Source organism: Halobium salinum (assembly GCF_026586625.1).
Classification (GTDB): Archaea; Halobacteriota; Halobacteria; order Halobacteriales; family Haloferacaceae; genus Halobium; species Halobium salinum.
On sequence record NZ_JAODIW010000006.1, the window covers coordinates 1411367 to 1425003 of the forward strand.

15 protein-coding genes and 2 tRNA genes are annotated in these 13637 nt (G+C 67.2%); 5 read left to right on the plus strand and 12 right to left on the minus strand.

The features are described 5' to 3' along the window. Positions 1-38: 38 nt before the first annotated feature. Positions 39-365: a DUF5785 family protein gene (locus N5095_RS10490; protein ID WP_267622758.1), complete on the plus strand. Its 327-nt coding sequence runs from the start codon at positions 39-41 to the stop codon at positions 363-365. A 46-nt stretch (positions 366-411) separates the two neighbouring features. On the opposite strand, the gene udk is transcribed toward N5095_RS10490, so the two are convergent. Continuing rightward, complete coding sequence (udk, locus tag N5095_RS10495) at positions 412-1134, minus strand: uridine kinase (protein ID WP_267622759.1); 723 nt, start codon at positions 1132-1134, stop codon at positions 412-414. 196 nt (positions 1135-1330) lie between these two features. On the opposite strand from udk, the gene N5095_RS10500 reads away from it, so the two are divergent. Both N5095_RS10500 and N5095_RS10505 read left to right on the plus strand, forming a co-directional pair. After that, positions 1331-1900 carry a CBS domain-containing protein gene (locus N5095_RS10500; RefSeq protein WP_267622760.1) on the plus strand — a complete coding sequence of 190 codons (570 nt, stop codon included), beginning with the start codon at positions 1331-1333 and terminating at the stop codon, positions 1898-1900. A gap of 202 nt (positions 1901-2102) precedes the next feature. Next, on the plus strand, positions 2103-3461 hold the full coding sequence (locus N5095_RS10505) for an ABC transporter substrate-binding protein (protein ID WP_267622761.1): 1359 nt from the start codon (positions 2103-2105) through the stop codon (positions 3459-3461). A gap of 193 nt (positions 3462-3654) precedes the next feature. On the opposite strand, the gene N5095_RS10510 is transcribed toward N5095_RS10505, so the two are convergent. From N5095_RS10510 to N5095_RS10525, 4 genes are all read right to left on the minus strand, one after another. Then, positions 3655-4386 carry an ABC transporter ATP-binding protein gene (locus N5095_RS10510; protein WP_390203059.1) on the minus strand — a complete coding sequence of 244 codons (732 nt, stop codon included), beginning with the start codon at positions 4384-4386 and terminating at the stop codon, positions 3655-3657. Between the two features lie 26 nt (positions 4387-4412). After that, a complete protein-coding gene (locus N5095_RS10515; RefSeq protein ID WP_390203061.1) occupies positions 4413-5192 on the minus strand; it encodes an ABC transporter ATP-binding protein in 780 nt (259 codons plus the stop codon). Positions 5193-5359: 167 nt separating this feature from the next. Further along, positions 5360-6727, minus strand: coding sequence for a branched-chain amino acid ABC transporter permease (locus tag N5095_RS10520; protein WP_267622765.1), 1368 nt, complete (start codon positions 6725-6727; stop codon positions 5360-5362). Then, on the minus strand, positions 6724-7842 hold the full coding sequence (locus N5095_RS10525; RefSeq protein ID WP_267622766.1) for a branched-chain amino acid ABC transporter permease: 1119 nt from the start codon (positions 7840-7842) through the stop codon (positions 6724-6726). Before N5095_RS10525 ends, N5095_RS10520 begins: the two co-directional genes overlap by 4 nt. A 135-nt stretch (positions 7843-7977) precedes the next feature. Between N5095_RS10525 and N5095_RS10530 the strand changes: the two genes are divergently transcribed. Both N5095_RS10530 and N5095_RS10535 read left to right on the plus strand, forming a co-directional pair. After that, the gene (locus tag N5095_RS10530; RefSeq protein WP_267622768.1) at positions 7978-8496 is read left to right on the plus strand and encodes a GNAT family N-acetyltransferase; all 519 of its coding nucleotides are present in this window, start codon (positions 7978-7980) and stop codon (positions 8494-8496) included. A gap of 18 nt (positions 8497-8514) precedes the next feature. Further along, positions 8515-8588 (plus strand) — tRNA-Thr (locus tag N5095_RS10535). A 28-nt stretch (positions 8589-8616) separates the two neighbouring features. Here the strand turns inward: N5095_RS10535 and N5095_RS10540 are convergent. From N5095_RS10540 to N5095_RS10570, 7 genes are all read right to left on the minus strand, one after another. Continuing rightward, positions 8617-9195, minus strand: a complete 579-nt coding sequence (locus N5095_RS10540; protein WP_267622769.1) for a hypothetical protein — start codon at positions 9193-9195, stop codon at positions 8617-8619. Continuing rightward, positions 9192-10028, minus strand: a complete 837-nt coding sequence (locus N5095_RS10545) for an NAD-dependent epimerase/dehydratase family protein (protein ID WP_267622770.1) — start codon at positions 10026-10028, stop codon at positions 9192-9194. Before N5095_RS10545 ends, N5095_RS10540 begins: the two co-directional genes overlap by 4 nt. 102 nt (positions 10029-10130) lie before the next feature. Continuing rightward, positions 10131-11597 carry an MFS transporter gene (locus tag N5095_RS10550; protein WP_267622771.1) on the minus strand — a complete coding sequence of 489 codons (1467 nt, stop codon included), beginning with the start codon at positions 11595-11597 and terminating at the stop codon, positions 10131-10133. 31 nt (positions 11598-11628) lie between these two features. Continuing rightward, on the minus strand, positions 11629-12426 hold the full coding sequence (locus tag N5095_RS10555; protein WP_267622772.1) for a hypothetical protein: 798 nt from the start codon (positions 12424-12426) through the stop codon (positions 11629-11631). A 90-nt stretch (positions 12427-12516) separates the two neighbouring features. Next, positions 12517-12756, minus strand: coding sequence for a DUF7999 family protein (locus N5095_RS10560; RefSeq protein ID WP_267622774.1), 240 nt, complete (start codon positions 12754-12756; stop codon positions 12517-12519). A 94-nt stretch (positions 12757-12850) separates the two neighbouring features. Beyond that, entirely contained in the window at positions 12851-13069 is a 219-nt protein-coding gene (locus N5095_RS10565; protein WP_267622775.1) for a helix-turn-helix domain-containing protein, read from the minus strand. Positions 13070-13532: 463 nt separating this feature from the next. Further along, a tRNA-Gly gene (locus N5095_RS10570) sits at positions 13533-13631 on the minus strand. Between the last annotated feature and the right edge of the window lie 6 nt (positions 13632-13637).

Genomic DNA, 13637 nt, shown 5'->3' on the forward strand with positions numbered 1-13637 from the left:
AGCGTAACGGCTTTGTCCCGTCCTGCCAAGGCTCCGGTATGAGCGCCGACTGGCCACACGACCCCGACGGCGAGGAGGGGAGCGAGGGCGGCCGGAAGTACGGACACGCCGTGATTGCGAAGAAGATAGACGAAGACGAGGACTTCCCGCTCTCCCGGGAGGAGTTCGTCGCGGAGTACGGCGACGACCCCGTGCGCATCGACTACGAGACGGTCGTCTCCGTCCGCGACGTCTTCGACGGCATCGACCAGGACGAGTACGAGGACTTCCCGGACCTCCACAGGGCCCTCGGACGCAACATGCGCGAGAAGGGGTACTGGTTCTACGAAGGGGCCGAGGAGTTCGTCGCGAAAAAGAGCCGCTGAGCGGTCGGTCGGTCGGTCGGTCGGGTGGGAGCGAGTGGGGTGAGTCTCAGTTCTCGTCGTCGGTGAGGCCACCGGGTCCGGCGACTCCCTTCACGTCGTTTACGTCTTTCGCGTCGCCTTCGGCGTCCAGACGCTCCCACGTGCGCGTCTCACCGCCGTTCGCCTCCGCCTGAATCTTCTCCTCCAGCAGTTCGACGGCGACGCTGTTGGCCCCCTCGGGGATGATGAGGTCCGCGTGTTTCTTCGAGGGCTCGATGAACTGTTCGTGCATCGGTTTCACCGTCGAGAGGTACTGGTCGATGACCCCTTCGAGGTCGCGCCCGCGGTCGATGACGTCGCGCTGGATGCGCCGAAGGATGCGCACGTCGGCGTCGGTCTCGACGTACAGCCGGAGGTCGAGCATGTCGTTGACCGCTTCGTCGTACAGGGCCAGAATCCCTTCGAGGACGATAACGTCGGTCGGCTCGACGCGGACGGTCTCGTCCTTGCGGTTGTGTAGTTCGAAATCGTACTGGGGCATGTCGACGGCACGACCCTCTAGTAGCTCGCGGAGGTGTTCGCGCAACAGCTCCCATTCGAACGCCGAGGGGTGGTCGTAGTTCACCTCCTCGCGCTCCTCGATGTCGAGGTGGCTCAGGTCCTCGTAGTAGTTGTCCAGCGGAATCCGTGTCACCGACTCGCCGACGTTCTCCGTGACGAGGCGGGCGACGGTGGTCTTCCCGGCTCCCGTCCCCCCGGCAATCCCGATGACAAACGACGGGATACTCATTGCTCTCAGTACGAACAGCGCGGGGTTTGAACCTACTGTTTCGGCCGGAGGCCCAGCCCGGCCCGGTTCGCACCACCCTCACGACCGGTCCTTCGGCTCTCCGTCGCAGCGCTCACACCGAAGGTAGGATTACCCCGCCTCGGCGCTTAAGCCTGCCGGAGGTAGACTTTAGCCGTCGTCGTTCGAACTCTCGGGTATGCGTGAAGACACCACGGTATACGACCTCATGGGCCGGGAGTTCGTGGGGGTGAGCGAATCCGACTCCGTCGTCGACGCGGCGGAGTTACTCGTCGAGGAGGAGGTCGACTTCGTGGTGGTGGTGCGCGGTCGCGAACCGGTCGGGGAGATGACCGCTCGCGACGCGGTCGAGGCGCTTCTCGACGGCGGCCCCGAGCGGGGAGAGACGGTCACCGTCGGCTCGGTGATGGACGAGGCGGCGGCGCGGATCGACGCTCGTGCGGACGTCGACGAGGCGGTCGACCGACTGCTCTCCGAGTCCGCCACCCACCTCCTCGTCGTCGACGGCGACGACATCGTCGGCGTACTGACCGAACGGGACGTGATGGCCGCGACGAGCTCCCGAGGACCGGAGTCGATGTCCGAAGCGGACGTCATCGAGACCAACGGCGGGTTCGACGTCGAGGAGTCGGCCCCCGTCGACTCGGACTACTCGAACCAGAGCATCTGTGAGGTCTGTGGCGCGCTCTCTCGAGAGCTCTCGAACCGCAACGGCCAGTTGGTCTGTGCCGACTGCCGCGAGGTCTGAAACGGTCGCGACGGAGACGGGAGTTTTCGACGCCGCCACCTCCGCTCTGTCGACCCGGCGGTCACCAGGGCCGGTTCGTAACGCACATCGTTGGAGGGTAACGACCCGACGTGTACGTAACCGTCGTCACCTGCTGGTTTTCCCCACGTTATCGTGTAACAAATAGGGTACCTTTATACGCAGGTGCCACAATCCGTGGGGTATGGTTCGTGATATCGAACGACGCGACTTCGTGAAAGGGGTCGGGACCGCAGGCATCGTCGGACTCGCCGGCTGTACCGGCGGCGGTGGCGGTGGCAGCGACAACGGCTCCGACGGCGAGGAGACGACGACCGGTACCGACTCCGGCGGCTCCGGGGACGGCACCACGACCGGCTCCGACTCCGGCGGCTCCGGCGGGAGCGCCTCCCGCAGCGAGCCGATTCGCTACGGCGTGTTGCTCCCGACCACGGGCGACCTCGCCTCGGTGGGGAAGCCGATTCGCGACGCGGCGACGCTGGTCGGTAAACAGCTCCAGAACGCCGACATGGGCGGCCTCTCGGTCGAGTACCAGGAGGAGGACACCCAGACCTCCCCGCAGGCGGGTATCAGCGCCGCCAACAGCCTCGTCAACGCCGGCGTCCCCGGCATCTGCGGACCGGCCTCCTCCGGTGTGAACATCCAAGTGAGCAAGCAGGTGTTCATCCCGAACGGGGTCGTGGGCTGTTCGCCGTCCTCGACGGCGCCGAGCGTCACGGACCTCGAAGACGACGGGTTCATCTTCCGGACCGCTCCCTCCGACGCCCTGCAGGGCCAGGTGATGGCACAGGTCGCGAACGAGAACCTCGGCTCGTCGACGGCCGCGACGATGTACGTCAACAACGACTACGGGCAACTGCTCTCCGAGTCGTTCGTCTCCGCCTTCGAGGAGGCCGGCGGCTCCGTCAACAACCAGGTCTCCTTCGAGAAGGAGCAGTCTTCCTACACCTCGAAGCTCCAGAGCGCGCTCGGCGACGAGCCGGACCTGCTCATCGTCATCGGCTACCCGGCGTCCGGCATCCAGATATTCAAAGACTTCTACGCGGACTTCGACGCGAGCAACTTCGACGTGCTTCTGACGGACGGGATGAAGGACCCGGCGATGCAGAAGCAGGTCGGCAACCCGATGGAGAACGTCACCGGCACGGCGCCGGCGCCCGTCGGTCCAGCCGCCGACGCGTTCGCGCAGCTGTACCAGGAGGAGTACAGCCGCGAACCCGGCGTGTTCAACGCCCACGCCTACGACGCCTCCGCCGTTCTCGTCCTCGCCAACGCGATGGCCGGAGAGAACTCCGGCGAGAAGGTCGCCGAGATGATGCCGGAGGTCGCCAACCCCGAGGGGACGGAGGTCACCGTCGAGAACCTCGCGGAGGGCGTCCAGATGGCCGCGAACGGCGAACCGGTCATGTACCAGGGCGCGTCCAGTCCCGTCGACTTCGACGACGCCGGCGACATGGCTTCGGTCTCCTACGACGTGTGGAAGTTCGCCCCCGACTCCGAGTCCGGCATCGAGGTCTCCGAGACCATCGACTTCGAGAAGTAGTCGGCTCGGGTCGCTCCAGAACGGTACTCTTTCGGCCGCAACGCCCCCGAGCGCCAGCCGTGGCGACCACCGAGCGAGAGCGGACGTACCGGCGGCTCGGCCGGGGCTCGACGGCCGACCGACGCCGGCCCGCGTGGCTCGCGCTGAGACGTCGACGACGAACGGAGACCGGGAGCGGAGCGTCGAGCGCCGCTCAGCCGCCGAGGAACCGCTGGCGGACCTCCTCGTCGTCGAGGAGGTCCCGACCGCTGCCGACGTACCCGTTCTTCCCGTTGACGAGCACGTACCCCCGGTCACAGCGCCGCAGTGCCTCCTTTGCGTTCTGCTCGACCATCAGAATCGCCGTGCCGGCGTCGTTGATGTCGTCGATGCGGTCGAACATGTCGGCGACGAGGTCGGGTGCGAGCCCGGCAGAGGGCTCGTCGAGCAACAGGAGTTTCGGCTCGAGCATCAGCGCCCGACCCATCGCGAGCATCTGCTGTTGGCCGCCGGACATCGTGCCGGCCTTCTGCTCCTGGCGGCGTTCGAGGATGGGAAAGCGGTCGAACACCGCCTGCAGGGCGTCCTCGGGCACTTCGTCGAGGATGTACGCGCCCATCTCCAAGTTCTCGCGCACCGTCAGCGACGAGAACACGTTGTCGTTCTGCGGGACGTAACCGAGCCCGTGGTGGATTATCTCCTCGGGGACCATCTGCGTGATGTCGGTGCCGTCGAAGGTGACGGTGCCGCCCATGTGGGAGGTGAGCCCGAAGACGGACTTCATCGCCGTCGACTTCCCGGCGCCGTTGGGGCCGACGATGGTGACGTACTCACCCCGCCCGACCGTCATCTCGAGGTCGGTGAGAATCTGGAGGTCGCCGTAGCCGGCGTCGAGGTTCGACACCTCGAGGAGGGTCTCCCGCGCACGGGTCTCCTCGGCCTCGATGTCCGCGGCGGCCGTCTCGCTCTCGCTCACTCGACCTCACCCCCGAGGTACGCCTCGATGACGCGTTCGTCCGCCTTGATTTCGGCCGGTTCGCCGTCCGCCAGTAGCTTGCCCTGGTGTAACACCAGCACGCGCGAGCAGTTCTCCATGATGAGGTCGATGTCGTGTTCGACGAGCAGGAACGTGTACCCCTGCTCGCGCAGTTCGTGGACGTGTTCGAGCAGTCGGTTCTCGAGGGAGGGGTTGACCCCCGCGAACGGCTCGTCCAGGAGCAGGATGTCCGGGTCGGTCATCAGCGCCCGGGCGAGTTCCAGTAGCTTGCGCTGGCCGCCCGAGAGGTTCCCGGCGTACTCCTCGGCGAGGTGGGCGATGTCGAAGAAGTCGAGCATCTCCCAGACGCGTTCGAGGACTTTCTCCTCGTCACGCTTGACGCTCGACCGGACCCCGGGCGTCACCGCGCGCCAGAGGGACTCCCCGGACTGGTGTTGCGGGCCGAGCATCATGTTCTCGAGGACGGTCATCTCCTCCAGCTCGCGGGCGATTTGGAACGTCCGGACGAGCCCGCGGTCGGCGATTTCGTAGGGCTGTTTCCCCGTGATGTCGTCCCCGTTCAGGAGCACCTGCCCGGAGTCCGGGCGGTTGAACCCCGTGATGAGGTTGAACGTCGTCGACTTCCCGGCGCCGTTCGGGCCGATGAGACCCGTCATCTTCCCCGCCTCGACGGCGAAGGAGGTGCCGTCGACGGCGGTGATGCCGCCGAAGGTCTTGCGCAGGTTCTTCACGGCCAGCGCCGGCGTCCCGTCGATGTGGGCGCCGACCTCGTCGGCCTCGCGGCCCGTGGCCGTCACGCCGGCGTCGTCGTCGCGGCCGGTCGCGGAGGCGGGCGCTTCGGCGTCGGTGTCGGCACCGGACGCGTCCGATTCGGCGGTCGGCTCGTCGCCGGCGGCCGACCCGCTCCCGGCGGTGTCGGAGCTCACTGCTCCTCACCCCCGTCGGTCGCGGCGGTGGCGTCCGTCGTCTCGCGGCTCCGGTTCGGCCGCGAGAGCCCGATGCTGGCGGCGGTCTCCTTGCGGTGGCCCAACAGCCCCTCGGGGCGACGCTGCATCAGGACGATGAGCACGACGCCGACGAGGACCAGCCGAAGCGGCCCGATGTTGTCGATGCCGTACGCGACGAAGGCGAGCGGTTCGAGGTCGAACAGCGCGCCGACCGCCCGCGCGAACGTCGGCGGCGCGGAGGGGAGCCCCCCGGTGTCGCCGGCGATGCTGGCGAGGTAGCGCGGGAGTTCGAAGAGGACGGCCGCGAACATCGCGGCGCCGACGACGCCGCCGGTGTTCGAGCCGGCGCCGCCGATGATGAGCGCGATCCAGACGAAGAAGGTCACCTGCGGGAGGAACGTGTTCGGGTTGATGAACCCGTAGCTCCCGAACCAGAGGATGCCGGCCAGCCCCATCAGCGAGCAGCCGACCATGAACGATTTGATCTTGAACAGCCGGGTGTTCTTTCCGAGCGCGCGGGCCACGTCCTCGTCCTCCCGGATGGACTTCAGCACGCGGCCGAACGGCGAGTGACCGATGCGCTGGAGGAGCCAGTAGTACGCGACGACGACGACGAGCAGGACGAACGCGTAGTACCAGTTGTTGATGACGCTCTGTTGGACCCCCATGCCGGAGAGAACGCTCCCGAAGGCGTCGAACAGGACGTTCAGCCCCGGCACCGAGGCGAGGAACTCCACGACGACGGTGTCGGGGTCGGCCTCGATGCCGATGCCGCTTCCCCCGCCGGTGCCGAGTTGCGTCCCGAACACGGTGAACGTCTGAACCGCCGAGGAGAGGTACGTGAGCCGAATGATCTCCGCCAGGGCGATGGTGACGATGGCGAGGTAGTCCGCGCGCAGGCGCAGCGCCGGGAGCGCGGCGACGAGACCGATGACCGCCGCCGCGGCCATCCCGAGGGCTATCCCAGCCCAGATCGGGAGGCCGAGACCCGGGACGCGAGCGTCCGGGGCGGCCGTCGCCATCGCCATCGTGTAGGTGCCGACGGCCATGAAGCCGGCGACGCCGATGTTGAACAGCCCGGTGTACCCCCAGTGGAGGTTCAGCGCGAGCACGACCAGCGCGTACACCGCGGTGAGGAACGTCACCTGCGAGAGCGCGTTCACGATGCCGTTCGTGTCGTAGCCGAGTACGACCCCGATGGCGACGAAGACGACGTACACCGCGAGCATGAGCCCGACGACGATGCCGAGGTCGGTCCCGGCGGCGCCGTCGCCCGGGGCGCCGGCGTCGGTGTCGGCCCGACCGGTTCCAGTGAGCCGGTCGAGGTAGTCGCGGACGCTCATGCGGTCGTCCTCCCGGCGAACAGTCCCGACGGTCTGAACAGCAGGATGAGAATCATCAGGGCGAACGCCGCGGCCTTGGTGAAGTCACTCGGGATCCAGATGATGGACATCGAGTCGGCGAGTCCGATGACGAGCCCGCCGAAGATGGCGCCGTAGACCGAGCCGATGCCCCCGAGGATGACGGCGGCGAAGATGAGCAGGAGGAGAATCCACCCGCGACTGTACGCGATGGTGCCCGCCTCGAGGATGAGCAAGTAGCCGGCGACGCCGGCGAGACCGGCGCCGATGATCCACGTCCACTTGATGACGCGCTCGGTCGGGATGCCCGTGACCCGCGCGAGGTCCTGGTTGTCGGACATCGCGCGCATCGCCTTGCCGAGCTTGGTGCGCTGGAGCAGGACGTGGACGCCCACCATCAGCACCACGGCACAGACGACGAGCGTCAGCTCGTGGTAGCCGAAGCTGAACGTGACTCCGCCGACGGTTGGTCTGAGTCCGCCGGCCTCGTCGGCCACAGAGGTGACGCTCGTGCCCCACACGAAGACGATGAGGTATCGGAGGATGAACGCGACGCCGATGGAGGCGATGAGCAGCGCGATGCCGTCCTGGCCGCGCATCGGCTCGTAGACGAGCTTGTCGATGAGCAGCGCGATGGCGATGGCACCGACGCCGGCCGCGACGAGCCCCAACAGCAGTGCCAGCGGCGCCCCGAAGATGCTCGTCCCCAGCTGTGGGGCGTACACGTCGGCACCCAGCCCGAGACTGAGGAGGCTCCCGATGTCGTACTCGCCGAGCCCGGCGACGAGCCACGCGACGGCCCAGCCGACGAAGGCGCCGCCCGTGATGTAGTCGCCGTGTGCGAAGTTCGCGAAGTTCAGGATGCTGTACGTCATCGAGAGGCCGACGCCCGCGAGCCCGATGACGAGCCCGTTGACGACCCCGCGCCACGCGAGGAGAACCACGTCGCCGACGCCGAGCGCCCCCGAGCCCAGCTTGGCGGCCAAGTCGGCGAACAGCGCCAGTACCAAGAGCACGCCGACGACCGCGGCGAGCGCCTGCCCGGGACGCTCGACGAGCAGTCGACGACCGCGGGAGTAGTTATCAGCTATCCCCATTGATAATGCACCACATGTTAGAGTTCCCCACTCAGAGCCATAAAAGCCTTTTCGAAGGCCTCTGCGGAGGGTTTCTCGTTTCGTAGTGAAACAATCGGTAACAATAACCCACCCGGGCGCGCAGGAGGACACACGATGGAGGTCTCTCCCGCCGTGACGGACGACGCCGACCGCGTCGTCGACCTGTGGGTCGACCTCGCCGAGGGACAGCGAGCGCACGGCTCGCACCTCCTCGCCGACGCCAACCGGGAGGCTATCCGGGAGTCCGTCCTCCAGCACGTCGTCACCGGCGGGCTACTGGTCGCGCGTGAGTCGGCGGACGCACGCGACGACAGTGGCGACGACCCCGGTCCGATCGCCGGGTTCGTCATGTTCGGCCCGGAGCTCGACGGGTACAGACAGGACGTGAATCGCGGCGTCGTGCGCAACATCTTCGTCGCCGCCGAGCACCGCGGGCGGGGGGTCGGCAGCGACCTCCTCGCCGCCGCCGAACGCGACCTCGAAGCGTCCGGCGTGGACGTGGTGAGCCTCGAAGTGCTCGCGCGAAACGCCGACGCGAGGCGGTTCTACGAGGCGCGCGGGTACGCCACACACCGCGTCGAACTGGAGAAGCGGGTGAGCTCCGAAAACGATACTGACTCAAGGGAGGGCTGAGTAGCCCGGGCTGTTCGCGCCAGGGGAGCATGGGTGGTTCATGCACTCGACTTGTAATCGAGACTTCGTGGGTTCGAATCCCACCCCTGGCTTCGGGGCCGAGCGTCACCGCGGACGCGGTTACGACCGTTCGGAGTCCACCTTCGCGCGCCCCACGTCTTTCTCCGCCTCGAACTTCGGACTCACGACGCGCGAGTACAGACCGAAGAGCACGACTCCGAGCAGCCCGCCGACGCCCACACCGACGGCCGTCTCCCCGTACAGCCCGCTGGCGACGACGAGGAGGAGAACCGAGACGAACCCGTAAACCAACAGCAGGACGTGGGGCATGTCGAGCGTCTTCTCCGCCTCGGAGTCCGACCCGCTCCTGAAGAAGCGCCAGTACTTCCGCGGGAGGTCGAGTTCGTTGATGGCGAACGCCTCCGACGAGAGTGCGAAGGCGAGAAACGGGAGCCGGAGCGAGTAGACGAGAAAGAACCCGAGTACGGAGAGTACGACGCCGAAGAGCGCGACGGACGCCTTCGCGGTCCTGGGGAGGTTCGACCCGATTACCGTGAAGAGGCCGGTGAGGACGAGAGCCCAGATACGGGTGTCGGACCACATCTGGTTCTCGACGTGACGGGCGTGCAGCCAGTACTGCTCGTACACGCACACGTCGGAGGGCACGTACGACGTCTCCCCCGGTTCGGTGGCGCTCATCGCGACCGGGTCTCCTCTTCCGGCGGTCGGGACCAGTCCTCGGCCCGGTCCCGGGGTCGGTAGCCGAGCACGGCACGGGCGTGCTCGAGGTCGAACCACCGGGACCGGTTGTCACTGACCCCGTAGAAGGTATCGAACGCGACCTCGTCGTCCGCCAGACAACACTCGACCAGTTGCGCGAGGTCCCGCCGGGAGTGCCACGTGGCGCGCAGACGGCGGACCGCCCGGTCGTACGCGTCGCTGTCGGGGTCGAACGCCCCGGCGTCGACACCGCGCTCTGCGTCCCCGTACGGGTGGTCGTACCGCGGCGGGCGGACGCTCGCGATACGGAGCGCGTAGAACCGCCGCGGGAACTCGAAGTTCTCGACGTACTGTCGTCCGAGCCCCTCGCCGAACAGTTTCGAGGTGCCGTAGAACGAGTCCGGCCTGGGCGGGACGGTGTGGTCGAGGACCAGGTCGAAGCCGGGGTCGTATATCGCGGGAGCGAACTCCTCCTCGTACATCCCGACGACGTGGTTCGAGGAGGCGAACACGAACGACTCCACCTCCGCCCGCCGAGCGGCCTCGAGGCAGTTGTACGTGCCGACGACGTTGTTCCGAAGGACCGACCCCCAGTCGGCGTCGGTGGAGGGGTCGCCGGCCAGGTGGACGACTGCGTCCTGCCCCTCGAACGCAGGGGCGATAGCGTCCAAGTCGGCGACGTCCGCGACTCGGGCGTCGTGGTCGGGGTCCGGCCGCCGGTCCAGGTACGTGAACGAGTACTGGTCCGCGAGGTGGTCGATTATCGCGGTTCCGACGCAGCCGAACGCCCCTGTCACCAGTACCTCTCTCATACCTACGTCACACCCGTGGACTATCGTTGATAATCCTTTCCGGGCAGCACCTCGTTCCCGGCCGCACTCGTTCGACACTACTCCCGGCCAGCACCGTCGGCGTCAGTCCGCCGAGACACCCGTCCCCCCGTCCGTCTTGATGGGCGTCGTCACCGCCTGGAGCACGAGGACGCCGACGATGAACGCGGCCCCGAGCGCTGCGGCCGCGACGAGCGTGGAGGTCATGTCGGCGACGACCCCGCTCCCGATGCGGAAGGGGATGCCCGCCACCGCCCGCAGCATCGAGACGACGCTGAGCACCGTGGCCCGCCCGACCGACTCGATGCGGTCGTTCATGTACCGACTCGAGATGGGCCAGACGAGCGTGAATCCGCCCTTCATCGCGAAGAACATCGGGAAGACGAGCAGGGGGACGAACGCCGGCAGGAGGTAGAAGACGGCGATGCCGAGCGGGAGGAAGAGCAGCACTTTCCGGGCGCCGAAGCGCTCCTCCACGTCGCCGGCGTAGTCGCTGACGATGGCCCCGACGACCGAGAACGCCGCGTACAGCACGCCGAGAGTCGCCGGCTCGGGGACGCCCCACGAGTCCAACGTCGACCCGAGGCTCGATTCGAGCGCGTTGGTCGCCATCGGCTGGATGTACATGTCCGCGGTCATCAGCGCGCCGCCGACCAGCGCCATGTAGACGATGAACGAGCGCATGCTCGGCTTGGAGAGCTGTTCTTTGACGACCGGGAGCGCCTCGACGATGGTGAGCGGGCCGTCGTCGTCGGTCTCGTCCTCGTCGGCCTCGTCCTCGTCGTCACCGTCGCGCTCGCCCTCACTCCCGTCGGCCCCGTCATCGGCGGGTTCGGCGTCACCGCCCACGTCTACGTTCTCCGCGCTTTCGGCGCCCTCGGCGCTCTCGGCGTCGTCGTCCCCAGCGGCGTCGGCGCCCGACCAGTCCGTCGGCGGTTCGGTTCGGTTCGCGTACTGTCGGTTCTTCGGAAGCGTGAGCACGACGCCGACGTTGACGGCCCCGAGGCAGACGGCGGCCATGAACGGGTAGAGTGGGTCGACGACGTACAGTAGCCCGCCGGCGATGAGCGTGACCACACTCACCCACTGGCCGAGCGCGCTGGCACGGCCGCTGATGTACGTGAACTCGCCGGTCAGGTCGTACTCGTCGAGCGTGTCGTAGAGCCACGCGCTCGCACTCCCCGAGACGAACGTCTGTCCGAGCGAGAGCGTGGTGAAGGTGAAGAGGAAGCCGACGAAGTCGGTCGCGACGAGGTAGCTCGCACTCGATATCAGGAAGAGTACCGACGCCACGACGAGGCTGTTCCGCCGACCGATGCGGTCGCCGAGATACCCCGTCGGCACCTCGCCGGCGACGACGACCACCGACTGGACGCTCGCGATGGCGCCGATCTGCGTGAACGAGAGCCCGTTCGCCAGGAGGAACAGCGTGTAGATGGGGTAGAAGAAGCTGGCCCGGCCGGTCGCCCGGTAGAGATAGTACTTGAGAATCGGCCGGGGCCGGTCGCTGGAGGGGATAGGGAGGGTCGGGCGCACGGGGAAGTCCGTCACAATCGACGCGTGGCCGGCCTGAAGAGCGTTCCTATCCGCGTTCACCGACCGCGTCGACCAGCGAGAGCAGTGCCCCGCGGTGGTCGGGTCGGTCGAGCGGGAGAGAGACCTCGGCGGTCACGGTCACCCCGGTCTCGTCGTCGCCGGTGAGCGAGACGGGGTCCGAGACGGACTGGTACGGCGAGGTGGGGAACGCCCCACCCGCGACGTACACCTCGCCGCTCCGGGGGGCCCAAATGCCGTAGACGAGTCGCATGTCGACCGTCGCCGCCTCGACGGTCACCTCGGTCGTCTTCCCGTCCGGGAGCGGGTAGCCGCGCATCGTCTGGCCGTCGACGTGAAACGCCCCTTCGATGGCGTAGAGGTCGTCGGTTTTCTCGACGCTCCCGGTCGCCGGCCGTCGCTCGCCGAGGTCCTCCACGCCCTGTGACCGGAGTTGGTCTTTCACCACGGGCGTCACCTGCGTCTCCACGAGGTCGGGGACCGCGACGCCACCCAGCGGACCGACGAAGTTGACCCGCGTGACGAAGAACGTGCTCAGCGGCGCCGAGATGTCGGCCATCGCGAGCGTCGACATCTCTTCGAGAAACGCCCGGTTCTCGAACAGCGCCATGGACTGGTACACCGACAGCCCCGGTACCGGCACGTCGAGTTCGGTCTCCTGGACGTCGCCGACCTGCGCCCACCCCTCCAGCGCACCCTCGGCGACCACCGGCGGGAGGAACGTCGCGTCCGACGCGCTCGCGCTCCCCGACCGGACCCCGTTGCAGCCCGCCGTGAGTGTGATTCCACCCAGTGCCCCCATCTTCAACGCCGCTCGCCGATTCATATACAAATATTGTACAGTCTCGATATTTGAACGTGGCGCCGGGAGAATCAGCGCCGAGAATCGGTCGGGAGTACGGAGTCGCCTTCGACCTCAAGCGATTCGGAGCACGCGCCAGACGTTGGCACGGGGGCCGAGCGGCTCGAGTTCGAGCGGAATCGACGAGCCACTCGGAAGTCGACTGAGGGTCTCGCGGGTCGACTCCGAGGCGTACTCGACGACGTGGCGCGCCTCGTTTCGATGAGTCACCTCGACCGTCATGGCGCCGTGGTCGTTCATCGGTCGTACTACCTCGACGGGGACCGCCGTCGACCGGGCGCGAGGCTGGGACATTGAATTCACCACCACCCGCAGGCGCATAAACGTTGATACGAGCCCACCCATCCGCTACCGAGCGCTCGATAGACGAGCCTGTGAAGAGCGAGACTCAGTTGGCGACGTAGCGCTCGCCGTCGCGCTCGACCAAGTCGCGCTTGCGGAGGGTCTTGAGGACGCTGAACAGCGAGAGTTTCTGCATCTCGAGCCCGTCGCCGAGCTCCTCGACCGTCGCGTCGCCCTGTGTCGAGAGGTACAGGTAGACGAGCTTCGCGCTCGACGAGTCGATATCCCCCGGCATCCGCGTCCGCTGTGTCGGCTTCTGCATCATCGTGAGAGCCACCAGACATTCGACGATAATAAATCTCTGCCTCGACAATCGTCGAACTCTCGAACCCGGGGATTTCGGGGTCCTCGTCGCGACGAGCGCCGATTACTTCACGTTCGAGTGAACAATTGCCACTCGGCTTCGACGCCCCGGACACCCGTCGATTTCGACCACCGTCGATGGGCCCAGTCGCTATCGTTCGCAGAAACAGGGAAGGGGCGGGAGTCGAACCGGAGCCGGACGGTCGCCCTCGCTTCGTCTCGCGGCTTCGCCGCTCGCCCCGCTCGGGCGCTGCGACCGGCAGGGTTCGGCTCCCTTCCGGTTCACGACACGCCTCGCTGTCGCTCGGCGGTCGAAGGGAAGGGGCGGGAGTCGAACCACGGTCGCTTCGCTCACTTCGTTCGCTCCGCTCTCTGATTCGACTCCCTTCGTACACCGCTGGCGCTCACTGTCGTTCGCGCCAGCAGGGAAGGGGCGGGAGTCGAACCACGCGAGAGTCGTCTCCACCGTCGATAGGCCACGAGGGCCCCGGTACGGTGACGCTCTACCACTGAGCTACCCTTCCAAACTC